This window comes from Enterobacter sp. PTB (assembly GCF_051130085.1).
GTDB classification, from domain to species: domain Bacteria; phylum Pseudomonadota; class Gammaproteobacteria; order Enterobacterales; family Enterobacteriaceae; genus Enterobacter; species Enterobacter ludwigii.
Window position 1 is genome coordinate 43077 of the sequence record NZ_JBDKEE010000019.1, and the last position, 22750, is coordinate 65826.

Annotated in this window: 23 protein-coding genes; 10 read left to right on the forward strand and 13 right to left on the reverse strand. The window is 58.8% G+C overall.

Translation table 11 applies throughout. The features are described from left to right. Positions 1-43 precede the first annotated feature (43 nt). Genes AAIR21_RS20250 through AAIR21_RS20260 form a run of 3 tightly spaced genes read left to right on the forward strand, consistent with a single transcriptional unit; the run spans position 44 to position 1883 of the window. Positions 44-658, forward strand: coding sequence for a methylthioribulose 1-phosphate dehydratase (locus AAIR21_RS20250; RefSeq protein WP_020885012.1), 615 nt, complete (start codon positions 44-46; stop codon positions 656-658). Then, complete coding sequence (mtnC, locus tag AAIR21_RS20255; RefSeq protein WP_434682099.1) at positions 655-1344, forward strand: acireductone synthase; 690 nt, start codon at positions 655-657, stop codon at positions 1342-1344. The genes AAIR21_RS20250 and mtnC overlap by 4 nt, the downstream gene beginning before the upstream one ends. Continuing rightward, entirely contained in the window at positions 1341-1883 is a 543-nt protein-coding gene (locus AAIR21_RS20260; protein WP_014169089.1) for a 1,2-dihydroxy-3-keto-5-methylthiopentene dioxygenase, read from the forward strand. Before mtnC ends, AAIR21_RS20260 begins: the two co-directional genes overlap by 4 nt. Positions 1884-1923: 40 nt before the next feature. On the opposite strand, the gene AAIR21_RS20265 is transcribed toward AAIR21_RS20260, so the two are convergent. Then, positions 1924-2394 (reverse strand): SRPBCC family protein, encoded by a 471-nt coding sequence (locus AAIR21_RS20265; RefSeq protein WP_047955223.1) that lies wholly within the window; start codon positions 2392-2394, stop codon positions 1924-1926. A 43-nt stretch (positions 2395-2437) separates the two neighbouring features. Further along, entirely contained in the window at positions 2438-3454 is a 1017-nt protein-coding gene (mtnA, locus tag AAIR21_RS20270; protein WP_040016915.1) for an S-methyl-5-thioribose-1-phosphate isomerase, read from the reverse strand. A gap of 105 nt (positions 3455-3559) precedes the next feature. On the opposite strand from mtnA, the gene mtnK reads away from it, so the two are divergent. Further along, the gene (mtnK, locus tag AAIR21_RS20275; RefSeq protein WP_183516533.1) at positions 3560-4759 is read left to right on the forward strand and encodes an S-methyl-5-thioribose kinase; all 1200 of its coding nucleotides are present in this window, start codon (positions 3560-3562) and stop codon (positions 4757-4759) included. 54 nt (positions 4760-4813) lie between these two features. On the opposite strand, the gene AAIR21_RS20280 is transcribed toward mtnK, so the two are convergent. Genes AAIR21_RS20280 through AAIR21_RS20295 form a run of 4 tightly spaced genes read right to left on the reverse strand, consistent with a single transcriptional unit; the run spans position 4814 to position 9641 of the window. Beyond that, positions 4814-6055 carry an LVIVD repeat-containing protein gene (locus tag AAIR21_RS20280; RefSeq protein ID WP_040016913.1) on the reverse strand — a complete coding sequence of 414 codons (1242 nt, stop codon included), beginning with the start codon at positions 6053-6055 and terminating at the stop codon, positions 4814-4816. After that, complete coding sequence (locus AAIR21_RS20285) at positions 6052-7116, reverse strand: sugar ABC transporter substrate-binding protein (RefSeq protein WP_020885017.1); 1065 nt, start codon at positions 7114-7116, stop codon at positions 6052-6054. Before AAIR21_RS20285 ends, AAIR21_RS20280 begins: the two co-directional genes overlap by 4 nt. Positions 7117-7146: 30 nt before the next feature. Beyond that, positions 7147-8142: an ABC transporter permease gene (locus AAIR21_RS20290; protein WP_025204689.1), complete on the reverse strand. Its 996-nt coding sequence runs from the start codon at positions 8140-8142 to the stop codon at positions 7147-7149. Then, the gene (locus tag AAIR21_RS20295) at positions 8139-9641 is read right to left on the reverse strand and encodes a sugar ABC transporter ATP-binding protein (RefSeq protein WP_183516534.1); all 1503 of its coding nucleotides are present in this window, start codon (positions 9639-9641) and stop codon (positions 8139-8141) included. The genes AAIR21_RS20290 and AAIR21_RS20295 overlap by 4 nt, the downstream gene beginning before the upstream one ends. Before the next feature lie 161 nt (positions 9642-9802). Here AAIR21_RS20295 and AAIR21_RS20300 point away from each other — a divergent pair, with 161 nt between their 5' ends. Both AAIR21_RS20300 and AAIR21_RS20305 read left to right on the forward strand, forming a co-directional pair. Further along, entirely contained in the window at positions 9803-10891 is a 1089-nt protein-coding gene (locus AAIR21_RS20300) for an oxidoreductase (RefSeq protein ID WP_183516535.1), read from the forward strand. A 57-nt stretch (positions 10892-10948) separates the two neighbouring features. Continuing rightward, complete coding sequence (locus AAIR21_RS20305; protein ID WP_183516536.1) at positions 10949-11692, forward strand: SDR family NAD(P)-dependent oxidoreductase; 744 nt, start codon at positions 10949-10951, stop codon at positions 11690-11692. A 53-nt stretch (positions 11693-11745) separates the two neighbouring features. Here the strand turns inward: AAIR21_RS20305 and AAIR21_RS20310 are convergent, their stop codons facing one another. Then, on the reverse strand, positions 11746-11943 hold the full coding sequence (locus AAIR21_RS20310) for a YbdD/YjiX family protein (RefSeq protein ID WP_014169079.1): 198 nt from the start codon (positions 11941-11943) through the stop codon (positions 11746-11748). Between the two features lie 58 nt (positions 11944-12001). Next, positions 12002-14107, reverse strand: a complete 2106-nt coding sequence (gene cstA, locus AAIR21_RS20315) for a pyruvate/proton symporter CstA (RefSeq protein WP_014169078.1) — start codon at positions 14105-14107, stop codon at positions 12002-12004. A 281-nt stretch (positions 14108-14388) separates the two neighbouring features. Here cstA and AAIR21_RS20320 point away from each other — a divergent pair, with 281 nt between their 5' ends. From AAIR21_RS20320 to AAIR21_RS20330, 3 genes are read left to right on the forward strand one after another with little or no spacing between them, the layout of a single operon-like run. Further along, positions 14389-15111 (forward strand): nucleoside recognition domain-containing protein, encoded by a 723-nt coding sequence (locus AAIR21_RS20320; RefSeq protein ID WP_020885022.1) that lies wholly within the window; start codon positions 14389-14391, stop codon positions 15109-15111. Further along, positions 15108-15572, forward strand: coding sequence for a YjiG family protein (locus AAIR21_RS20325; RefSeq protein ID WP_014169076.1), 465 nt, complete (start codon positions 15108-15110; stop codon positions 15570-15572). Before AAIR21_RS20320 ends, AAIR21_RS20325 begins: the two co-directional genes overlap by 4 nt. Positions 15573-15585: 13 nt before the next feature. Next, complete coding sequence (locus AAIR21_RS20330) at positions 15586-16698, forward strand: M20 family metallopeptidase (protein ID WP_079231288.1); 1113 nt, start codon at positions 15586-15588, stop codon at positions 16696-16698. 47 nt (positions 16699-16745) lie between these two features. Here the strand turns inward: AAIR21_RS20330 and entH are convergent, their stop codons facing one another. Genes entH through entC form a run of 5 tightly spaced genes read right to left on the reverse strand, consistent with a single transcriptional unit; the run spans position 16746 to position 21575 of the window. Then, entirely contained in the window at positions 16746-17159 is a 414-nt protein-coding gene (entH, locus tag AAIR21_RS20335) for a proofreading thioesterase EntH (protein WP_014169074.1), read from the reverse strand. Then, positions 17160-17915 (reverse strand): 2,3-dihydro-2,3-dihydroxybenzoate dehydrogenase EntA, encoded by a 756-nt coding sequence (entA, locus tag AAIR21_RS20340; protein ID WP_032677665.1) that lies wholly within the window; start codon positions 17913-17915, stop codon positions 17160-17162. Continuing rightward, positions 17915-18769: an isochorismatase gene (locus AAIR21_RS20345; protein ID WP_183516537.1), complete on the reverse strand. Its 855-nt coding sequence runs from the start codon at positions 18767-18769 to the stop codon at positions 17915-17917. The genes entA and AAIR21_RS20345 overlap by 1 nt, the downstream gene beginning before the upstream one ends. A 10-nt stretch (positions 18770-18779) precedes the next feature. Continuing rightward, the gene (gene entE, locus AAIR21_RS20350) at positions 18780-20390 is read right to left on the reverse strand and encodes a (2,3-dihydroxybenzoyl)adenylate synthase EntE (protein WP_183516538.1); all 1611 of its coding nucleotides are present in this window, start codon (positions 20388-20390) and stop codon (positions 18780-18782) included. Between the two features lie 9 nt (positions 20391-20399). Further along, positions 20400-21575 carry an isochorismate synthase EntC gene (gene entC, locus AAIR21_RS20355; RefSeq protein ID WP_183516539.1) on the reverse strand — a complete coding sequence of 392 codons (1176 nt, stop codon included), beginning with the start codon at positions 21573-21575 and terminating at the stop codon, positions 20400-20402. Between the two features lie 187 nt (positions 21576-21762). Between entC and fepB the strand changes: the two genes are divergently transcribed. Continuing rightward, positions 21763-22722, forward strand: coding sequence for a Fe2+-enterobactin ABC transporter substrate-binding protein (gene fepB / locus AAIR21_RS20360; RefSeq protein ID WP_014169069.1), 960 nt, complete (start codon positions 21763-21765; stop codon positions 22720-22722). Positions 22723-22750 lie beyond the last annotated feature (28 nt).

Sequence of the window (22750 nt, forward strand, 5' to 3'; positions counted from 1 at the left end):
TCTAAACAATATGAATATTCCTGACCGAGAGGGAAAAAGGAAGATGACCGACAACCTGCAACTCACACACCTGGTCGACGCCTGCCGCTGGATCGGCGCCAAAGGCTGGGCTCCCGCGACCGGCGGCAACATGTCCGTGCGTCAGGATGCGCATCTGTGTTGGCTCAGCGAATCCGGCAAAGATAAAGGCAGCCTGACCACCGACGATTTTCTGCAGGTGGAGATTGCGACCAACCGTGCACCCTCTGGCCGCACGCCGTCGGCTGAAACCGGGCTTCACACGCTCATCTATCGTCTGTTTCCCGAAGCCAACGCGGTTCTGCACGTCCATACCGTCAATGCCACGGTCTTGTCGCGGCTGGTCAAAGAGCCTGAGCTGAAGATCACCGGCTTTGAGATGCAAAAATCCCTCTCCGGGCAGAGCACGCATCTGGATACGGTCGCCATCCCGGTGTTTGATAACGACCAGGATATCGACGCACTCGCCGTGCGCATTGCCGAATACGCTCAGGCGCACCCGTTTAATTATGGTTTTCTTCTGCGCGGTCATGGCTTAACCTGCTGGGGACGCGATGTGGCCGAGGCCCGCCGTCATCTGGAAGGACTGGAATTCTTATTTGAATGCGAAATGCGTTTACGACACTGGGAGAGAGTATGATTCGCGCGATTGTGACGGATATTGAAGGGACCACCAGCGATATCCGTTTTGTCCATGATGTTTTGTTCCCCTACGCGCGTGAGCGTCTGGCGGCCTTTGTGACCGCGCAGCAGTACGCCGAGCCGGTCAAATCGATTCTGGACAACCTGCGTGATGAAATTAACCACCCGCACGCCAGCGTAAGCGACCTTATCGACACACTCTTTACGTTTATGGATGAAGACCGCAAGTCAACCGCGTTAAAGGCGCTGCAGGGGATCATCTGGCACGACGGCTACGTTAACGGCGATTTTACCGGCCACCTCTACCCGGACGTCCTGCCTGCGCTGGAAAAATGGAAAGCGCAGGGTATTGATCTCTATGTTTATTCCTCAGGCTCCGTCGCGGCGCAGAAACTGTTATTTGGCTACAGCGACGAAGGTGATATGACTCATCTGTTCAGCGGCTATTTTGATACCCACATCGGTGCCAAGCGCGACGTCCAGTCTTACCAGAACATTGCGGCACAAACGGGTATCCCCCCGTCGCAGATCCTGTTCCTGTCGGATATACATCAGGAGCTGGACGCCGCTGAGCAGGCAGGTTTTCGCACCCTGCAGCTGATTCGCGGCGATGATGACGGTGCAAGCCATCACCATCAGGTACACCAGTTCGACGAGATTAACCCGGAGCAGATCCCTTCATGAGCGCATTGACCATTTATTCCGATAAAGACCCCAGTCAACCTCGCTGGCACAGCACCGACGCTGCCGACATCGCCCAACAGCTCAACGCCAGAGGGGTTCGTTTTGAACGCTGGGCCGCAGACCGCGACTTAGGCCGCGATCCTGCCCCCGATGCGGTTATCGCGGCTTATCAGCATGCGATCGACACGTTAGTGGCAGAGAAAGGTTATCAGAGCTGGGATGTCATCAGCCTGCGTGCCGACAACCCTCAAAAAGAGGCGCTGCGCGCAAAGTTCCTGAACGAGCATACTCACGGGGAAGATGAAGTGCGTTTCTTTGTTGAGGGTGCGGGGCTTTTTTGCCTGCACATTGGCGACGAGGTGTGTCAGGTATTGTGTGAGAAAAACGACCTGATTTCCGTGCCTGCCGGAACGCCGCACTGGTTTGATATGGGCTCAGAGCCGAACTTTACCGCCATTCGTATTTTTGATAACCCCGAGGGGTGGATTGCGCAGTTCACCGGCGATGCGATTGCGGATGCGTATCCGCGTCTGGCATGATTTTTCCCCTCTCCCTTCAGGGAGAGGGGGCGAAAAAACGTCAGTATTTCAATCCCTTCGTATACGCCACCAGCTGGTCCAGCACAATGCCCCACCCTTCGTGGAAGCCCATCTGTTCATGCTGCTCGCGGATTTCCGCCGTTGGGTGGCGAGCAATGGCGGTATAACGCGTTTTGCCCTCCCCCACATCATCCAGCAGTAGAATGGCGGTCATAAACGGCTTTTCGGCGGGCTTCCAGCCTTCCGTGTAACCGTCGGTAAAGACCAGCTTCCTGCCGGGATCGATTTCGAGAAACACACCCCGGTTATCCATCCGTTGCCCGTCTACCTCAAACACCGTGTTAAACCGCCCGCCAACGCGCAGGTCAAGGTCACACTCGGTCACTTTGTGCGGAACCGGAATGAAGAAGTTTTTGATGTGCTCGGGTGTCGTCCAGCAGAGCCACAGCAGATCGCGCGGGGCATCCACCACGCGTTCCAGTTTTAAGTCTGTATCAGGATCAAGCGTCACGTGACTGTCCTCCTAAAGGGAACCCCTTAAAGGATAGTCGTCCTCAGGCGAATTTCCCTTTTGCCACCTCTTCCGGCGTGACGATGCCCGTATCCAGCACCCAACCGCTTATCAATGCCGCTGGCGTGACGTCAAAGGCCGGGTTGTAGACCTGCGCGTTTTCAGGAGCCCACTGCACCGCGCCAAAGCTCCCGGCCACGCCCGTCACTTCGCTGGCCGCACGTTGTTCAATGGGGATTGCCTCACCGTTCGGGCACGCCGGGTCAAGCGTGGTGTGCGGGGCGGCGACATAGAACGGAATACCGTGAAACGTTGCCAGAACCGCCAGAGAATAGGTGCCAATTTTATTCGCCACGTCGCCGTTGGCCGCAATACGGTCTGCGCCCACCCACACCGCGTCAACCAGCCCTTTTGCCATCAGGCTGGCGGCCATGGAATCGGCGATCAGCTGATACGGCACGCCCAGCTCGCCGAGCTCCCATGCGGTCAGTCTTCCACCCTGCAACAGGGGGCGGGTTTCATCCACCCAGACAGTGTTGACGCGTCCTTCCTGATGCGCGCGGGCAATCACGCCGAGCGCGGTGCCAACCCCTGCCGTCGCCAGCCCGCCGGTATTGCAGTGGGTCAACAGACGGCTGCCGGGTTTCACCAGCGTACTGCCGGCGTTCGCGATGGCCTCGCACAGCTGCTTGTCTTCATCAATCAGACGCAGCGCTTCCGCCACCAGCGCAGGCACAAAATCCTCCTGCCAGAGAGCCAGCTTCATGCGGTCGAGGTTGTTCATCAGGTTCACCGCCGTCGGGCGGGATGCCCGCAGGGTCTCCAGGGCCACAGCCAGTTCATCACGGCTTTTGCCGTTTTCCGCCAGAAGGGCCAGCAGCAGGCTTGCAGAGAGACCAATCAGCGGTGCCCCGCGTACGCGCAGGGCGTGAATATGGCCGACCAGCGCCTCTACCGTCGAGGCGTCAAGCCAGCGTTTCTCCTGAGGAAGCGCCTGCTGATCGAGAATAAATAACTGATTCTCCGCCACTCGCAGGCTGGTCGTCTGTAATGTCTGCATGTCGTTAATTCCCTGTTGCGTTGTTGTAGCACATTGTGTCAGGATGAAATCCAGATGTATAGACGTCTAAATGCCTTTATTAGCTAAACCAGTGAGGAACAGGCAATGTCGCAATACCGTACCTTTACCGCCCAGGATGCCGTGGAGTATGCAAAGCAGTTCGGCGGCCTTGATGATCCCTCATCGCTGGTGGAGGCGCAGGAAGTGGGCGACGGTAACCTCAATCTGGTGTTCAAAATTTACGATACCGAGGGCGTAAGCCGCATCGTTGTTAAGCAGGCGCTGCCGTATGTGCGCTGCGTCGGCGAATCCTGGCCACTGACCCTGGATCGCGCCCGCCTGGAGGCGCAAACGCTGATCGAACACTACCAGCACAGCCCGCAGCACACGGTGAAAATCCACCACTTCGACCCCGAACTGGCGGTGATGGTGATGGAAGATCTCTCCAGCCATGCCATCTGGCGCGGGGAGCTGATCAAAAATACCTACTACCCGCAGGCGGCGCGTCAGTTGGGTGAGTACCTCGCGCACACGCTGTTCCATACCAGCGACTTTTACCTGCACCCGCATGAAAAGAAAGCGCAGGTCGCGAAATTCATTAATCCGGAGATGTGCGAGATCACCGAAGATCTGTTCTTCAACGATCCGTACCAGGTCCACGAACGTAACAACTACCCTGCTGAACTGGAAAAAGACGTTGCCGCCCTGCGCGATGACGCTCAGTTAAAAATTGCCGTGGCCTCGCTGAAGCACCGCTTCTTCTCACACGCTGAAGCCCTGCTGCATGGCGATATTCACAGCGGCTCGATTTTCGTGGCAGACGGCAGTCTGAAAGCCATCGACGCAGAGTTCGGCTACTTCGGCCCCATCGGTTTTGACGTCGGCACCGCCATCGGCAACCTGCTGCTCAATTTCTGCGGCCTGCCGGGGCATCTCGGTATTCGCGATGCCGCCGCGGCCCGTGAACAGCGTCTGACCGACATTCAGTCGCTGTGGAACACCTTCGCGGAGCGCTTCCAGATCCTGGCCAGTGAGAAAACGCGCGATGCGGCACTTGCTGCCCCGGGCTACGCCTCTGAATTCCTGAAAAAGGTATGGAAAGACGCGATCGGATTCTGCGGCACGGAGCTGATTCGCCGCAGTGTCGGTCTGTCGCACGTGGCGGATATCGAGACCATTCAGGATGAAGCAATGCGCCACGAATGCCTGCGCCACGCGATTACGCTTGGCAAGGCGCTGATTGTGATTGCCGACCGTATCGACACCGCCGAAGATCTGGTGGCGCGGGTGCGTCAGTACAGTTAAACGCCTCGGCCCTCTCCCGATGAAGAGGGCCGTCAGAAAGACACCAGCGCGCCGTTACCCCAGATACTCAATCACCGACAATCCGCCGTTATAATCCGTGCTGTAGATAATGCCCTGCGCATCGACAAACACATCGCATGACTGGATCACCTGCGGTCGATTCGGCCGCGTATCCATCATCCTCTCAGGCGCCGCCGGCACCAGCGCACCGGTTTCAACCGGACGGTAAGGATTGGAAATATCAAACGCGCGCACGCCCGCATTCTGCCAGGTCGCAAAAATCAGCGTAGAGCTGACAAAGCTTCCCGGCCGGTTCTCGTGCAGGTTGTGTGGACCAAAATGCGCCCCTTTGGCCACATAATCCCGCTCCTGCGGCTGCGGGAATGTGGAAATACTTACCGGGTTCGACGGCTCGCGAATATCAAACAGCCAGATGAACTTCTCACCGTCCTCCTGGTTATCCAGCACCGCTTCATCCAGCACCACCAGCAGGTCACGATCCGGCAATGGCAGCGCGGTGTGCGTGCCACCTCCAAACGGCGGGCTCCAGTTGCGATGGCTAATCAGCTTCGGCTGCGTGCGATCCTTCACGTCCAGCAGCGTCAGTCCCCCGTCGCGCCAGCTCCCGTAAGCGGTATCCCCGGCAATAATCGCGTGGTGCAGCGCGTAGCGTTTACCTTCCGGCCAATTGGGTTGCTCACCGTCGGCCTGGTTCATCCCCGGCAGCCACCAGCGCCCGGCCACCTCAGGCTTTTGCGGGTCGGCCAGATCGATCGTCAGGAAAATATAGTCGGTAAAGCCGTCGATCAGCGCCGAAACATACGCCCAGCGCCCGCCGACGTACCAGATACGGTGAATGCCGATGCCGCTCAGGGATAAAAAGCCGATCTCACGCGGTTGGTCAGGGGTGGAGATATCAAACACCCGCAACCCGGCGCTCCAGCCTTTGTCCTGCACGTCGCGTACGGTTTCTCCTACCTGACGGGTGTAGTAGACCTTTTCGTCAGCGAAACGGGCATCTGCGAACAAGTCTCGCGCATTAATGACCAGCAGGAGATCGTCGTGCGCCTGAAGATGAACATTCCAGGTGCCGGGCGGCGCGGGCATATAGCCTGCCGGTTTGGGATGTTTCGGGTCACGCACGTCCACAATGGAAAAGCCCTGTGAGACCATATGCCCGATGTACGCGAAACCGCGATGCACCATCAGCTGCACGCCGTCCGGGCGACCGCCCTGGTCGCTATGGCCAATCAGCCGCATATTGCGGCTGTATTCAGGCGTGGGAAGCACACTCATTGATGTTTCGCTTCAAGCGTCGCAAACCACGGGGCGATAAAATCTTCGGTCTGACCCCAGCCTGGAATGATTTTCCCCAGCGACGCCACGTTCACCGCGCCTGGCTGGGCGGTCAGCAGCGCCTGCGGGATCGCCGCCGCTTTGAAATCATACGTGGCGGGTGTGGTTTCACCGGCAATCTTGTTGGCAATCAGACGTACGTTGGTTGCACCAATCAGCTTCGGATCCACCGCCACGCTCACTTTCCACGGGCTGCCTGGCTCGCGCATCAGCTGAAGATCCTGGTTTGAGATATCGATGCTGTAGAGTTTGATTTCGGTGCGGCCGTTCTCTTTCAGGGCTTTGTAGGCCCCCTGGCTGAAGGCATCCCAGGTTCCCCAGATGGCGTCAATTTTGCCTTTCGGGTATTTCGCCAGAATAGCGCCCACTTTATTCGCGGTATCTCCCTGCACGTCAGACGAAACGGCACCGATAGACTCCAGTTCTTTAATGTCCGGATACTGCTTCTGCAGCGCTTTATAGGCTGCCTGACGACGTTCCATCGGCGGGAAACCGGCAACCCACAGCTTCACGATGTTGGCTTTACCGTTGAAATCTTTCGCCAGCTGGCCGAAGGAGAGATGGGTCAGGGAAGCATCATCCTGCTGGGTCACGGTCACCCCGGGAATGTCGCCCTGAACGGCGGTATCAAACACCGACACTTTAATGCCGGCATCGACGGCTTTTTTCACCAGCGCGGTCGCATAGGGGTCGCGCCCCTGAGAGAGGATAATCCCGTCATATTTCTGGCTGATCGCCTGATTAACGAAGTCCTGGAATTTGGCATCGTCGCCATTGCTCAAAAAGGTGCTGACCTTAAAGCCGAGCTTTTTGCCTTCCTGAATGGCACCGGCGACAAACTGCGTGGTGTTGTCGTCAGAGCCGAGGTTACGGATCACCGCAATGCGGATGGGGCCGTCATGATTTGCAATGGCGGGCGGAAGCGGTGCGGGGGTTGCCGCAAGGCCTGGCAGCGACGTCAGTAACCCTAATGCCACCAGAGAGAGGGTGATTTTTTTCATTCTGTTTTCCCGTTGTGTTGTGATCAATCGTTAGCGTTTTTGTATGTAGGTAATCGCCAGCGCCACGGCGAGCACCAGCCCTTTTATAATGTCCATCGCATAATAGGGTACGGAAAGCATCACCAGACCGTTCGACAGCACGCCAAGAATGACTGCCCCGACGAGCGTACCCAGCGCGTTCGGTTTTCCGGACCCGGCGAGCGAGAAGCCAATCCACGCCGCCGCAACCGCATCCATCAGATAGCCGCCGCCCGCATTCACCTGTGACGAGCCAATCCGCGAGGCCAGTAAAATGCCGCCTAGTCCGGCGAGCAGAGAGGCAATCACGTAGGCCGCCACCTTGTAGCGCGTGGTGCGAATACCGGAGAGACGTGCCGCCTCCGGATTACCGCCGATGGCATACATGCGTCGTCCATGGGTGGTCAGTGACAGCCCCAGCTGTGCGAGGATCGTCACCACCAGCATGATGATCACGATAGTCGGCACCTGTCCCAGCAGGCTGAACGCCGCCGGAATGGTCCCTTCAGCCATGTCGCCGCTCGGCAGTACCATGTTTTCGGTAATTGACCCGCCGTAGCTATAGGTCATCGCCACGCCCTGGATAACAAACAGGCTGGCAAGCGTGGCAAGCATGTCCGGGATCCGCAGGATGACAATCAGAAACGCGTTAAACAGGCCAACCAGGGTACAGAGCGCCAGGGTAATCAGTATCGATTCGGTGGTGCCGAAGCCGTACCAGACGAACAGTGACACCACCAGCGCGTTAGCCAGCGATGCCGTTGAACCAACCGACAGGTCAAACCCGCCGATGGTCAGCGAAATTGACACCCCGATAGCAATCACCGTCACGATGGCAATGGAGCGCAGGATATTGATAATGTTGTTCGGATCGAGGAAGTTGTCCGACGCCAGGCCAAAGATGGCCACCAGCGCCACCACGGTCAGCAACATGCCCCACTTGTAGAGAAAATCAAAAATTTGCTGACGGCCAGACGCCGCCGCCGTTACTGAAAGGGCCTTGCTCACGACGCCGTTCCTCCGGTTGAATAATAAAGTAGTGTCTCTTCGTGGGCCTCGGCCCCGGCGATTTCCGCCACGATACGTCCGTCCCACAGCACGCAAATGCGATCGCACAGCCCCACCAGTTCAGCGAATTCACCGGAGGCGTAAATCACCCCTTTGCCCTCGCGCGCCAGGCCGTCAATTAACTGGAACAGATCGGTTTTCGCTTTGACATCGACGCCTTTGGTCGGCTCATCGAAAATCAACACGCTGGCGTCGTTGCGCAGCCACTTGCCGATGGCAATCTTCTGCTGGTTGCCCCCCGACAGACGACGCAGCACCTGCCCCGGCCCACGCGCACGCACGCCGACGCGGGCAATCACCTCTTCCGCCCAGCGCCACGCCTGACGGTGGCCGAACAGGCTCCAGCGCGAGAAGCTGTTATCCGCGGTGACCGCCAGGTTCATGCTCACCGGTTCATCAATAAAAATGCCCTCTTTGCGCCGCTCCTCCGGTACCAGCGCCAGACCGCGCAATACCGAGTCCGCCGGATCGCGCGGCTGCCAGGGCTGATGATTTAGCTCACCACGCGCTACACGGCTTTTGCTGGCCCCAAACAGCGCCTTGCAGAGTTCCGTTTTGCCCGCTCCCGCCAGCCCGGCAATGCCCAGGATTTCGCCTTTTCGCAGGTGCAGGGAGATATCTTTCAACAGCGCGTCATCGTGCAGCCCTTCCACGCGCAGTAACGTCTCGTCGCTGTGCGCAGGACGGGCCGGCGGATAGATATCGTTAAGCTCATGACCAAGCATCTTCTCAACGATTGCGTCACCGCTGAGGTTCGCCATCGGGCCGGATTCAATCAGCTTGCCGTCGCGCAGCACGGTTAAGGTGTCGCAAATAGCGTTCAGTTCGTGAATACGGTGAGAGATAAACACCACGCCAATCCCCTGCTTTTGCAGACGTCTCACTACGGCGAAAAGCCGTTCGCTTTCATGGCTATCCAGCGGCGCGGTCGGTTCATCCAGAATCAGAAAACGGCAGTGGTGTGAGAGCGCCCGCGCCAGCAAAACCTGCTGCTTTTCTGCCAGCGTGCAGGTGTCGACGATGCGTCGCACATCCAGAGCGATACCCAGCTGCGCCAGCGCCTGTTTCGCCTGCTGGCGGATTGCACGCCAGCGATAGCGATGCCCCGGCTGTGCGAGCTGATCGAGCATGATGTTTTCGGCAATGCTCAGCCCTGGTATCAGCGCGACGTCCACTTCCTGCTGCACCAGGTGGATACCCAGCCGTTTGGCATCAAGCGGCTCGCGGATCGTCACCGGCTGGTTATTAATGCAGATCTCACCTTCGTAGCGATCGTAAGTGCCGCACAGCACCGCCATCAGCGTCGATTTCCCCGCGCCGTTTGCGCCGGTCAGCGCATGCACGGAGCCGCCCATTAACGTCAAATCCACGCGCGACAATGCCTGAAAGCCGGAAAAGGCCAGGCTGATACCGCGCATCTCAAGGCGACTGGAAACCATCCGCGTTAAATCCTTCTTTCATATTGTGATTTATCGAATTTTTCACAGCTCCGGTTGACTGACAACGACGGAAAAGGCATAAGATAAAGCGAAATATTATTAGCCATCCGGATGTCCAGACATAACATCGGGTTAGCGCTTGCTAAAAAAAAGGACAACACATGAGCAACACCGATATCCGCGTCGTGCCAGGCCCGGCGAACTATTTCTCGCATCCGGGAAGCCTTGCGCACCTGAATGAATTCTTTACGCCGGAACAGCTCTCCCGCGCGGTGTGGATTTATGGCGAACGCGCCATTGAAGGCGCGCGCCCTTTCCTGCCGGAAAGCTTTCACACACCGGGGGCGAAACATCTGCTCTTTAAAGGGCACTGCAGCGAACGTGACGTCACCGATCTGGTGACGGCGTCTGGCAATAACGCCAGCGTGGTGATTGGTGTCGGCGGTGGCGCACTGCTTGATACCGCCAAAGCGGTGGCGCGCCGTCTCGGCGTGCCGGTGGTGGCTATTCCCACCATCGCCGCCACCTGCGCCGCCTGGACGCCGCTCTCCGTCTGGTATAACGATGCCGGTCAGGCGCTGCAGTTTGAGGTGTTCGACGATGCTAACTTCCTGGTGCTGGTGGAACCGCACATTATCCTCAATGCCCCAGCGGAGTACCTGCTGGCAGGCATCGGCGATACGCTGGCGAAGTGGTATGAAGCGGTGGTCCTGGCCCCTCAACCCGAAAACCTGCCCCTGACCGTACGTCTGGGGATCAATGGCGCGCTGGCGATCCGCGACGTGCTGCTTTCCCGTAGCGAAGAGGCGCTGGCCGACCAGCAGCGTGGCGAAGCGACGCAGGCGTTCAGGGACGTTGTGGATGCCATTATTGCCGGGGGCGGAATGGTGGGCGGTCTGGGCGAGCGCTATACCCGCGTGGCGGCCGCGCATGCGGTGCACAACGGTTTAACCGTTTTGCCGCAAACGGAAAAATACCTGCACGGTACCAAAGTGGCCTACGGCATCCTGGTGCAAAGTGCGCTGCTCGGCCAGGATGACGTGCTGGCCGAGCTGGTGGCGGCCTATCAGCGCTTTACCCTGCCCACCACGCTTCGCGAACTGGAGGTGGATATCAACAACCGCGACGAGCTGGACAAGGTCATTGCTCATACGCTGCGCCCGGTGGAATCTATCCACTATTTGCCGGTCGCGCTCACCCCTGAGGTTCTGCGCGCCGCGTTTGAGAAAGTGGAATCCTTCAGCCGTTAATTGTTCCGACCGACTATACCTAATGATGATTCTCATCACTCTCGCAACGAGGTCATCATGCAGATCGATTTAACAGGTAAGAAGGCGCTGGTTACCGGCGCCAGCCGTGGGTTGGGTCGTGCCATCGCACTTTCACTGGCACGCGCCGGTGCCGATGTGGTTATTACGTATGAAAAATCCGCCGACAAAGCCCAGGCGGTCACCGAAGAGATAAAGGCGCTTGGGCGCCACAGCGAGGCGATTCAGGCCGACAGCACCAGCGCACAGGCCATTCAGGATGCGGTTACCCATGCGGCGCGCTCCCTGGGCGGGCTGGATATTCTGGTCAACAACGCCGGGATCGCACGCGGCGGTCCGCTGGAGTCCATGACGCTGGCGGATATTGACGCCCTGATTAACGTCAATATCCGGGGCGTGGTGATCGCCATTCAGGAAGCGCTGGTGCATATGTCTGACGGCGGGCGCATTATCAACATCGGCAGTTGTCTGGCAAACCGTGTGGCGATGCCCGGTATTGCCGTCTATTCGATGACCAAATCTGCACTCAACTCTCTTACCCGGGGTCTGGCTCGCGATCTCGGCCCGCGCGGCATTACCGTGAACCTTGTGCATCCTGGCCCGACAAACAGCGATATGAACCCGGAGGATGGAGAACAGGCTGAATCTCAGCGCCAGATGATTGCGGTGGGACATTACGGCCAGCCGGAAGACATCGCCGCCGCGGTCACCTTCCTGGCCAGTCCTGCCGCCGGACAAATATCCGGCACGGGACTGGATGTCGATGGCGGGTTAAACGCCTGATCGCATGTTGAATGTAAACAAAAGCAGATCAGCCTTTGTTTACCGAAAGAGGGTTAACAGCACTTCGCGCCGCCCTTGCCGCCGTAGCGGGCGTCCTGGCGGTCGCGGAAGAAAGCTTCATAGGTCATTGGCGTCTGGTCAGGGTGGTTGACGCGCATATGCTCGACATAGTTGTCGTAATCCGGAACGCCGATCATCATTTTGGCGGCCTGGCCCAGGTATTTTCCTGCTTTGGAGAGGGTGTCGAACATAGTGGATATCTCGTCTTTTATCCCCTCTCCCCGGCGGGGAGAGGGTGAGGTTGAGCGATTAATGCGCCCCTTTCGCCTGGGTCACAATCTCTTCCAGGTTCTCAGGCATTGGCTCATACGGTGTCTCTTTTGCCGTCGGCTTGTCTTCTTTCAGCGCCGCCAGTGCAGTCTTCAGAGAATACAACGCCAGCACCACAACCACCACCATAAAGAAGATGGTCAGCCCGGCGTCCAGACGGTTGTTAAACACCAGCTGCGACAGCTGCGATTCCGTATATTGCGCCGGGATCTTACCGCTGTCGATCATCGCCTGGAACTTGTTGGCGATAGCCAGGAAGCCCACTTTGTTGTCCGGGCTGAAGGCTTTCTGCCAGCCTGCCGTCAGGGTACAAATCAGCAGCCATGCGGTCGGCAGTAACGCCACCCACGCATAACGCTGACGCTTCATTTTGAACAGCACTACCGCACAGAGCATCAGCGCCATGCCCGCCAGCATCTGGTTGGCAATACCAAACAGCGGCCACAGGGTGTTAATCCCCCCCAGCGGATCGACGACACCCTGATGGAGGAAATATCCCCACGCCAGTACGCACAGCGCCGTTGCCAGCAGGTTCGCCGGTAATGAATCGGTACGTTTCAGGTTCGGTGAGATCACCCCCAGCAGATCCTGCAGCATAAAGCGTGCCGCACGCGTTCCTGCATCCACCGCCGTCAGAATAAACAGCGCTTCAAACAGAATGGCGAAGTGATACCAGAACGACACGTCCATCAGCCCGCCCAGCGCGCCGTGCAGAATATACGCCATGCCCACCGCCAGCGTTGGCGCGCCCCCCGCACGGGAAATAATTGACTGCTCGCCCACTTCACTGGCGATATGGGTCAACGTGTCAGGGGTAATGGCAAAGCCCCAGCCGCTTACCACCTGCGCGGCAGAGGCCACCACGTCAACGGTGCCGGCCGGTGCCAGCAGCGCCATTGGGCTGTTCATCGCGAAGTAAACGCCCGGGTCGATAATACAGGCCGAGACCAGCGCCATTATCGCCACGAACGATTCCATCAGCATGCCGCCGTAGCCAATCAGGCAGGCCTGATTCTCATTGGCGAGCATTTTCGGCGTGGTACCGGAGGCAATCAGCGCGTGGAAACCAGACACCGCGCCACAGGCGATGGTGATAAACAGGAACGGGAACAGGTTGCCGGTCCAGACCGGGCCGGTGCCATCAATAAATTTGGTCAGCGCAGGCATGGTCAGCGTCGGGCGCATAATCAAAATGCCGATTGCCAGCCCCACAATCGTGCCAATTTTCAGGAAGGTGGAGAGGTAATCGCGCGGGGCCAGCAGCAGCCACACCGGCAGCACCGCCGCCACAAATCCGTACCCTACCAGCATCCACGTCAGCTGTACGCCGGTGAAATCGAAGAACGGCGCCCACGTCGGGCTCTCAGCCACCCAGCCGCCGGAGATAATGGCAAACACCAGAAAGACCAGGCCGATGACCGACACTTCACCAATGCGTCCCGGACGCAGGTAGCGAATGTAGATCCCCATAAACAGCGCCAGCGGAATGGTAAAGGCCACGGTATAGGTTCCCCACGGACTGTGGGTCAGCGCTTTCACCACGATCATCGCCAGCACCGCGAGGATGATCACCATGATCATAAAGGTCGCGATCAGGGCGATCACCCCGGCCGTGGCTCCCATCTCCTCTTTCACCAGCTCACCGAGTGAACGTCCGTCGCGGCGGGTGGAGACGAACAGCACCATAAAGTCCTGCACCGCACCGGCCAGTACGACGCCCGCGAGGATCCAGATCATCCCCGGCAGGTAACCCATCTGCGCCGCCAGGACTGGCCCCACCAGCGGGCCCGCGCCGGCAATCGCCGCAAAATGGTGACCGAACAGCACTTTCTTGTCGGTAGGCACATAGTCCAGACCGTCGTTATGACGAACCGCAGGCGTCATGCGCGTGCCGTCGACCCCTAACACCGTCTTCGCGATATAGCGGCCATAAAAACGGTACGCGATCAGATAAATACAAACCGAGGCGACAACGATCCACAGCGCGTTGATCTGTTCCCCCCGGTTGAGGGCGATATAGCCCAGGGCAAATGCTCCCACAACGGAGAGCCCTGCCCACGTAAGGTATTTCCCTGAGTTGTTCATAGTTGTTGTCCGTTGTTGTGAAACAGTGAGATGTTACATTTTGTTTCTAGAACAACGCTCAAAATTTAACAACTTTGAAACGCAATAATGCGTGGTCAAACCAGACATTTACACCACATTGTTAAGCCGATCACCTTCCGCTGAAACACCCCTGCCGCCACGGGTCACACTTTTGCCTTTTTCGTCCCGACACCGCCTTACGAAATGATTTGTATCATTTTTTTTGCTCAAAACCTCGCCAGAATGACCCTGCGCAATCGCGTGCATACAAGGAAAAGGATATGAACAGTTCAGTACCTCAGGATCTCAAGGTCGGGCCCGGCGCGTACGTTGCGCTGGCATTCGCAGCCGTTTTCTTCTCTGGCCTGCTGGGCGGAAAAGAGTGGTACGGCGTGTTTGATTTCACCACCCTCAACGGTGCGTTTGGCAAGGTGGTCAGCAAGGCCAGCCTTGAAGACGGCACCCTGACTACCGCCACCAGCGCCTTTCGCGGTACCGGCGGCAGTGGCGCAATGGACGGGTTTCTCTTTGCGCTCGGTTTAATTCCGGCCGTGATGTTTGCGCTCGGGATGATCAACGTGCTGGAGCACTATGGTGCGCTGCGTGCAGCCCGTAAGCTGTTAACGCCGCTGCTGCGCCCGCTGCTGGGTATTCCGGGCACCACCGGGCTGGCGTTGATTGGCAGCCTGCAGAGCACCGATGTGGGTGCATCCCTCACCCGCAACCTGTCCGATGAAGGGCAGATTAGCGAAAAAGAGAAAGACGTTTTCGCCATGTTCCAGTTCTCCGCCGGGGCGATGATCACCAACTTTTTCTCCTCTGGTGCCATCCTCTTTACCCTGGTCGCCGTTGACGGGACGGCCGCGGTGCCAACCTCCATTGGTGCCTGCATCGCCGTGATGTTCATCATGAAGATTGTCGGCGCGAATCTGCTGCGCCTGATCCTGACCGTCATCGGCAAAGATGCCCCTGAACAACAACCGACACAAGGAGAGACCGTATGAGTGCCCCACAATCTCATCCCGTGATTACCGATGTGTTTGTCGAAGGCGCACGCAAGGGCTGGAGTATTGCCACCGGCAGCACCCTGCCCAACGTGGTCATGGCTTTTATCATCATCAAGGCGCTGGAAATTACCGGAGCACTGAAAGGGCTGGGGATGATCTTCTCCCCGCTGATGGGCCTGTTTGGCCTGCCGGGTGAAGCGGCTGCCGTGCTGATTGGCGGCTGGATGTCGATGGGCGGTGGGATCGGCGTGGCGATCGGCCTGTTTGATAAAGGGATTATTACCGGCGAGCACCTGGCGATTCTGGCTCCTGCTATCTATCTGATGGGCTCACAGGTGCAGTATCTCGGCCGCATTCTGGGTGTGATCGGCACCCGCGCCAAACGTATTCCGCTGATGATTGCCATTTCGGTCATCAACGCCTTCTTAGCCATGCTGCTGATGCGCATTATTCTCTGAACAGGACGTTACTATGAACCTTGACCATTATATTGAAGAGCTGAAAACCCTGGTGAACGTGGACTGCGGCACCCGCACTGTCGCAGGCGTCGAAACCGTGGCTGGCATTATTGAAACGCTCTGGCAGCGCGAAGGCTGGCACACCGAACGGGTCAATCTGGGCGACAAGGTCGGCCCGGGCGTATTCGTCAGTAATAAGCCACAGGCGGCACAGTTCGACGTTCTGCTGGTCGGCCATCTTGATACGGTATTTGCCCCCGGCACCGTCGCCGAGCGTCCGCTGAGCGAGGACGCCACCCGTCTTTATGGCCCTGGCGTATCGGATATGAAGAGCGGCCTGCTGAATATCTTGTGGGCGATGCGTGAGCTGGACGCAGCCGACCACGATCGTCTGGCCATTGCGATCGCCATGAATCCCGACGAGGAGACCGGCTCCGTCTATTCACACGAATGGATTGGCGAACTGGCAAAACGCGCCCGCTGCGTGCTGGTATGCGAAGCCGCGCGCGCCGACGGTTCGCTGGTGAAGGCTCGCAAAGGGATGGCGGGCTATCACCTGACGTTCAGCGGCGTGGCGGCACACGCGGGTAACGAACCGGAGAAAGGCCGCTCGGCGATAACCGCCCTGGCAAACAGCATTATTGCCATTAATGCCCTGACCGACCAGGAACGTGGCACCACGCTCAACGTCGGCGTGATCCACGGCGGCAGCGCGGCAAACGTGGTGGCCGATAAAGCCGTTGCCGAGCTGGACGTGCGTTTCTGGGAAAACGATGAGTACAGCCGGGTGAACCAGGCGCTGGAGGCATTGTGTGAAAAAGGCTTTTTAGAGGGCGTCACGACCTCGCTGACGCGCGTGAACCACAAACCGGCGATGGCAGCGAGTAAAGCCACGCAGGCGCTGATGCAGCAGGTTGAAGCGGCAGGTCAGGCGGAAGGAATAGCCATTACCTGGCAGGCGGTCGGTGGTGGCAGTGATGCCAACCACACCGCCGCGCTGGGCATTCCGACCCTGGACGGGCTGGGGCCGATCGGTGCCGGGTTCCACAGCCCGGCGGAGTGGCTGGATAAAGCGTCGATTGCGCCGAGAATACGCTTGTTGAAGCGGGTGATTTCGATGCTGTAAGCCTTATCCCTCTCCCCAGCGGGGAGAGGGATGTTGACCGTGCAACGCTAGCCCAAAATTTGGGTACTCAACCGGCAGGTACAGCACCGCCGTCCCTGCTCGTCGAACACCACAATCTCCCAGCTCTGGCTGGTTCGCCCAAGATGCAACGGCTGACACACTCCGCGCACCTTCCCATGCGATACCGCGCGATGGTGCGTTGCGTTCAGTTCCGTTCCCACCACGCTTTGTCCGTCGCGGGTCATCAGAAACCCGGCCATCGACCCCAGCGTTTCCGCCAGCGCCGCCGACGCCCCGCCGTGCAGCAGACCGAACGGCTGATGGGTACGCGCATCCACGGGCATTTCGGCCTCAAGCGTATCGTCACCGATGCGGGTATAGACGATGCCCAGATGCGCCACCATGGAGTTCAGACTGGTGGCGTTCATTTCTTCACGCGATAAGTGACGTTTCCAGATCATCTACGCCCCCAGCGTGGAGCCGCCGTCCACCACGATATCCTGCAACGTGATATGGCTGGCAGCATCGGAGGCGAGGAACAGCACCGTGCTGGCAATTTCCTGCGGACGGGCGATTTTGCCCAGCGGAATACCGAGCTTGAACTGCTCGCCAAAGCCGCGAATACGCTGCTGCTCAGCATCGTTGCTTTTCCACAGAGTGCGCTGCATATCGGTATCCGTTGACCCGGGCGACACCAGATTACAGCGCACGCCACTGCCCGCCAGCTCAAGCCCGACGGTCAGCGCCAGGCTTTTTAGCGCCGCTTTCGACGCACCGTAGGCGCTCATGCCGATACGCGGCGTGTGGGCCGCGTCAGACGCCACGGTGACAATCGCCCCGCTTTGCTGGCGACGGAACTGGCCCATCGTCTGCTGGAACAGGTTAAATGCCCCGCCGACATTAACCGCGAAGGTCTGCTGCCAGTCCTCCTGCGCAATCTGGTCGGTCGCGCCCATACGCAGTATTCCCGCCGCGTTCACCAGCACGTCCAGACGCTCAAGCCTTGCCAGCGCACGCCCGCATACCTCGCGAACCTGTGCGGCATCCGCGATGTCCAGCGTTTCGGTGGCAAAGGGATACGCTTCCTGCGGGAAGGCCAGGTCGAATCCGGTGACCTGCGCGCCCGCTTCAACAAACGCCCGCGCCGTCGCGTAACCGATGCCCTTACCCGCGCCCGTTACCCAGACGGTTTTGCCGGTAAAATCGAACCCCGCCATCACTTCACCTCGCGGGAGAGCAGCGCCCACCAGGCGTCGAGGGTGGGATTTTTCGCCAGCATCATAAAGTCGATATCGCCGTGCACTTTGCGCCAGCGGGCGGCCAGCGCCATCATGCGCACCGAGTCCAGACCGTAGTCGATCAGGTTTTCGTCATCCATCGGCTCATCTGATTCATCCAGCAGCGGCAGGATGATGTCACGCAGCGCCGCTTTCGTGGCCGGAATGGACGGCAGCAGGTCGTCCGTCATAACCACCCGGCCGGCGCGCCCTGCGACGTAGTTCAGGGACATCAGGTGCTCATCGCGGGTAAAATCGGCCAGCGCATCGGCGATAAAGAACGGTTTGATATCCCGCATAAAGGCGTCTGTAGCGGTCGTCATGCAGCCAATGTGGGCGTAAACCCCGGTGATCAGCAGCTGGTTGCGCCCCGTCTCTTTCAGCATCAACTCCAGCGGCGAGCGGTGGAACGCGCTGTAGCGCCACTTCACCAGTACCGTATCGGCTTCATCCGGCGTCAGCTGAGACACAATGCGCTGCTGCTCTGGTGAGCGGGTCAGCCCCGGTCCCCACATATCGTTCAGCAGGGCGCGGTCTTCATCGCTCTGCGCTTTCGGCTGAGCGGTGTAGTAAACCGGAATATTGTGTTGTTTGCAGTAATCGCGAAGTCTGGCGATATTCGCGACCACCAGGGCCATCATCGCGCTGTTTTCGCCCCAGAAGTTCAGGAAATACTCCTGCATATCATGGATCAACAGCGCGGCACGTTCTGGCTCAAACGCCCAGTTCACTTTGTTGTCTGGCAGGTCTGCGGCCGTCGGCAGCGCATAAGCGGTTAATTGTGGAATGGCCATACTCTGTTCCTTAGCCCCGGGCGCGTTCAGCTAGCCACAGGCGCAACTGTTTCTTATCGACTTTGCCGACGGGCGTTAACGGAAGCGCATCAACGCTCTCCACGCGGTCCGGCAGTTTAAATTCTGCAACGCCCTGCTCACGCAGGAAGCGGCGCACCTCCACCGCACGCAGTGGCTCTTTCACCACCAGATACGCGCAGCTCTTTTCACCCAGCAGACTGTCCTCCATGCTCACCAGGGCCGCGTGGATCACCGCGTCGTGGCGCAGCAGCAGGTTTTCAATCTCTTCTGCGGCAATCTTTTCGCCGCCACGGTTGATCTGATCTTTCTCCCGTCCCTGAACGGTGATGTAGCCCTGTTCGTCAATGGCGATCAGATCGCCGGAGCAGTAAAAGCCGTCCGCATTAAAGGCGCTGGCGTTGTGCTCCGGACTGTTGAAATAGCCGCGGAAGGTATACGGCCCGCGGGTCATCAGGCGCCCGACTTCACCGCGCGGGAGCGGATTACCGTGCTCGTCCGCCACCCACACTTCGTCATCCGGGCACATCGGGCGCCCCTGCGTATTGATAATGCGTTCCGGCGTATCATCGAGCGCGGTGTAGTTCACCAGCCCTTCCGCCATACCAAACACCTGCTGCAGCTGGCAGCCAATTTCTGCCGGAATACGCGCCGCGAGCGACGCGGACAGGCGCGCCCCACCGACCTGCAGCAGCGTCAGCGATGAGAGCGGAGCATTCCCTGCACCGTCGGCAATCGCCTGCAGCCACAGGCTGACCGCCGGGGGCACCAGCGAGGTAACCGTGATCTGATGTTTTTCTATCAGCGGGAAGCAGATTGTGGCGCTCGGATCGTTTGCCAGCACCACGCAGCCCCCCGCCGTAAAGACGCCTAACGAGCCGGGCGAGCTCATAGCGTAGTTATGGGCCGCTGGCAGCGCATTCAGATAACGCGTGTCCGCGGTAATCCCGCAGATCGCATTGCTGCGACGGATGCTATAGTCATAGTCGTTATGCGTACGCGGGATCAGCTTCGGCGTGCCGGTGCTCCCGCCCGAGAGCTGGAAGAACGCCACTTCGTCGGCAGGGGTCGGGTTCGGCATGAAATTTTCTGCCGGATGCGCAATCGCCGCGTCCAGCGCATGTTCACCCTTGTCGCCGCGCAGCAGCACGACGCGCACCGAACGGTGCTCATCGAAAAAAGTATTGAGGAAGTCATCCCCCGCAAACAGGGCGTGCTCGCGATCGGCTATCAGCAGTGCAGGTTTGATCTGCGCGGCGTAGGCGTTCAGCTCCGAGCGCTGATGGCTAAAGAGCGCATTGACCGGCGCCACGCCCACCTGCAGCAGGGCGAAAAAGGTCATGTAAAACTCGCACACGTTGCCAAGTTGCACCAGCGCCGTTTCACCGCGATGAAGCCCCAACGCCTGCAGCCGCGATGCCAGGTTATTCACGGCCTGGTTAAACTCGCGGTACGTTATGCGACGGTCACCGTCGACGATCGCCACCGCATCGTTATTCGCCTGATCCGTCAGGATGTGGGTCAGCGGCAGATCCTGCCAGTAGCCTTTTTCACGGTAGCGCCGGGCAAAATCCTCGGGCCAACGGGTAAAGGGAAGGGTCATGAGTGTTCCTTAATGCAAACCGAAAACATTGAGCATGGTGGAGAGTTTTACGCCGGTTTCACGCCACTCGCCCACGGGTGAAGAGGCCGGGACAATGCCCGCGCCGGCAAACAGACGAACGGTATTCTGCTGCAGACGTGCGCAGCGGATGGTGACCACCCATTCGCCATTGCCTTCACTGTCACACCAGCCGACGATGCCGCCGAACAGCTCGCGATCGAACGGCTCCAGCCCGGCGATCAACGCCTTAGCAGCCTGATGCGGGAAACCGCTCAGGGCTGGCGTCGGGTGCAGCAGGCAGGCCAGCGTCAGCGCGTTTTCGTTTTCACGCGCCTCACCTTCCACCGGCGTGGCCAGATGCCAGAGCGTGGGAGTGGTGATCAACTGTGGGGAGGACGGCATGCTGAGGTGATGGCTGCGCGGTTTGAGAATGGCTTTCATCGCCTGGGTCACCAGGTCATGCTCGTGACGATCTTTTTCGGACGCCAGCAGCTTGTTGCCCGCCTCACGATCCAGCACGTCATCCGGCTGACGACGCGCGGAGCCTGCCAGCGGCAGAGAGCTAAAATGCGCCCCTTCTTTACGCAGCAGCAGTTCCGGGCTTGCGCCGAGCAGCACGCCACCGTCTTCCAGCGGTACGTGGAAGTTGTAGCTGGCCGGGTTCTGGGCGATCAGCCGCTCCATGAGTGCACCGCTATCAATCAGTTTGTCGGTGACGATATCAATCAGGCGCGACAGCACCACTTTGTTCACCTGCGGCGTGGCGGTGAGGGCAGCCGCGCGGGCGACCATCTCTTCAAATACCGGCTGCGGCGGGATCTCGGTGCGTTTTTCCACCTTCAGCGCCTGTGAGCCGGCAACATAGCGGGCGGACTGCTGACGCGCCGGGCGAGAAAAGGTCTGCCAGCGTTGCGGAATAAACAGAGACGACGGCTTGCGGGTATCAAACGGAATGGCACCCACCATCACAGGATGGGCAATGCCGCTGGCTTTTGCGTTGCGGAAAGCCTGGGCTAATTTCTGCTGAAACTGTCCTGCCGGATCGTCACCCCCGACGGCGGATTCAGAGAAGCGGGAAAAACAGCCGGACGTGGTAAAACTGCGGTAAGGCGACATAAAGAAAAAGCTGTCTGATTGCAGCGTGCTGGCGGTGTGCTGAACTTCCTCAGCCAGGGACGTATCCATTTCATCCTCCTAAAATGATAAAGGCAGTAATAATGATTATCATTTATATTTACGCTCGCTAACCTAATCTCACATCGCGTCGCTGTCAACCGCAGAGCAAACATCTTCTTCGGGTAACGCTTGCATCCCGTCGTCGCAGACATGAAAATGAGAAGCATTAACCTCAACAGAAACAGGATGCCACGTTGTGAAATGTCTTGCCGTCTGCCGTAATCCCCTGCTTTTCATCGGACTTTTTGTTTTAGGACTTACCTCAGCGCTTGCCGCCGACTGGCCGCGTCAGGTGACAGACAGCCGTGGCGTGCATACGCTTGAGCACAAACCGACGCGCATCGTCTCCACCAGCGTGACCCTGACCGGCTCCCTGCTGGCGATTGACGCGCCGGTTATTGCCAGCGGCGCCACCACGCCCAACAACCGCGTGGCGGATGCGCAGGGATTCCTGCGCCAGTGGGGCGATATTGCGAAACAGCGTCAGCTTGCGCGTCTGTACATTGGCGAGCCGAGCGCCGAAGCGGTGGCCGCCCAGATGCCGGACCTGATTTTGATCAGCGCCACCGGCGGGGATTCGGCGCTGGCGTTGTATGACCAGCTTTCAGCTATCGCGCCGACGCTTGTTATTAACTACGACGACAAAAGCTGGCAGGCGCTGCTAAAACAGCTCGGCACAATCACGGGTCAGGAAAAACAGGCCGCCGAGCGCATCGCCGCGTTTGATAAGCAGCTTGCCCAGGTGAAACAGCAGATGACATTACCGCCGCAGCCGGTGAACGCCATCGTCTACACCGCCGCCGCACACTCGGCAAACCTGTGGACGGCGGAATCCGCTCAGGGCCAGTTATTGCAGCAGCTGGGCTTTACGCTGGCTGAACTGCCTGCCGGATTGCACACCTCCAAAAGCCAGGGTCAGCGTCACGATATTATTCAGTTAGGCGGGGAAAATCTGGCGACCGGGCTGAACGGCGAAGGGCTGTTCCTGTTTGCCGGAGATCAGAAAGATGTGGATGCGATTTACGCCAATCCGCTGCTGGCGCACCTTCCTGCCGTGCAGAACAAGCGCGTCTGGGCACTGGGAACAGAGACGTTCCGCCTGGATTATTACAGTGCAATGCGGGTACTGCAGCGTTTAGACGCACTGTTCAGGTAAGAGGCTAACCCGGCCCTCTTCGGGAGAG

Excerpts from the sequence above, each read along its gene's own strand:
- AAIR21_RS20250 (WP_020885012.1), top strand. The coding sequence starts at position 44 with ATGACCGACAACCTGCAACTCACACACCTGGTCGACGCCTGCCGCTGG.
- mtnC (WP_434682099.1), top strand. The coding sequence starts at position 655 with ATGATTCGCGCGATTGTGACGGATATTGAAGGGACCACCAGCGATATC.
- AAIR21_RS20260 (WP_014169089.1), top strand. The coding sequence starts at position 1,341 with ATGAGCGCATTGACCATTTATTCCGATAAAGACCCCAGTCAACCTCGC.
- mtnA (WP_040016915.1), bottom strand. The coding sequence starts at position 3,454 with ATGCAGACATTACAGACGACCAGCCTGCGAGTGGCGGAGAATCAGTTA.
- mtnK (WP_183516533.1), top strand. The coding sequence starts at position 3,560 with ATGTCGCAATACCGTACCTTTACCGCCCAGGATGCCGTGGAGTATGCA.
- AAIR21_RS20280 (WP_040016913.1), bottom strand. The coding sequence starts at position 6,055 with ATGAGTGTGCTTCCCACGCCTGAATACAGCCGCAATATGCGGCTGATT.
- AAIR21_RS20285 (WP_020885017.1), bottom strand. The coding sequence starts at position 7,116 with ATGAAAAAAATCACCCTCTCTCTGGTGGCATTAGGGTTACTGACGTCG.
- AAIR21_RS20295 (WP_183516534.1), bottom strand. The coding sequence starts at position 9,641 with ATGGTTTCCAGTCGCCTTGAGATGCGCGGTATCAGCCTGGCCTTTTCC.
- AAIR21_RS20300 (WP_183516535.1), top strand. The coding sequence starts at position 9,803 with ATGAGCAACACCGATATCCGCGTCGTGCCAGGCCCGGCGAACTATTTC.
- AAIR21_RS20305 (WP_183516536.1), top strand. The coding sequence starts at position 10,949 with ATGCAGATCGATTTAACAGGTAAGAAGGCGCTGGTTACCGGCGCCAGC.
- AAIR21_RS20310 (WP_014169079.1), bottom strand. The coding sequence starts at position 11,943 with ATGTTCGACACCCTCTCCAAAGCAGGAAAATACCTGGGCCAGGCCGCC.
- cstA (WP_014169078.1), bottom strand. The coding sequence starts at position 14,107 with ATGAACAACTCAGGGAAATACCTTACGTGGGCAGGGCTCTCCGTTGTG.
- AAIR21_RS20320 (WP_020885022.1), top strand. The coding sequence starts at position 14,389 with ATGAACAGTTCAGTACCTCAGGATCTCAAGGTCGGGCCCGGCGCGTAC.
- AAIR21_RS20325 (WP_014169076.1), top strand. The coding sequence starts at position 15,108 with ATGAGTGCCCCACAATCTCATCCCGTGATTACCGATGTGTTTGTCGAA.
- AAIR21_RS20330 (WP_079231288.1), top strand. The coding sequence starts at position 15,586 with ATGAACCTTGACCATTATATTGAAGAGCTGAAAACCCTGGTGAACGTG.
- entH (WP_014169074.1), bottom strand. The coding sequence starts at position 17,159 with ATGATCTGGAAACGTCACTTATCGCGTGAAGAAATGAACGCCACCAGT.
- entA (WP_032677665.1), bottom strand. The coding sequence starts at position 17,915 with ATGGCGGGGTTCGATTTTACCGGCAAAACCGTCTGGGTAACGGGCGCG.
- AAIR21_RS20345 (WP_183516537.1), bottom strand. The coding sequence starts at position 18,769 with ATGGCCATTCCACAATTAACCGCTTATGCGCTGCCGACGGCCGCAGAC.
- entE (WP_183516538.1), bottom strand. The coding sequence starts at position 20,390 with ATGACCCTTCCCTTTACCCGTTGGCCCGAGGATTTTGCCCGGCGCTAC.
- entC (WP_183516539.1), bottom strand. The coding sequence starts at position 21,575 with ATGGATACGTCCCTGGCTGAGGAAGTTCAGCACACCGCCAGCACGCTG.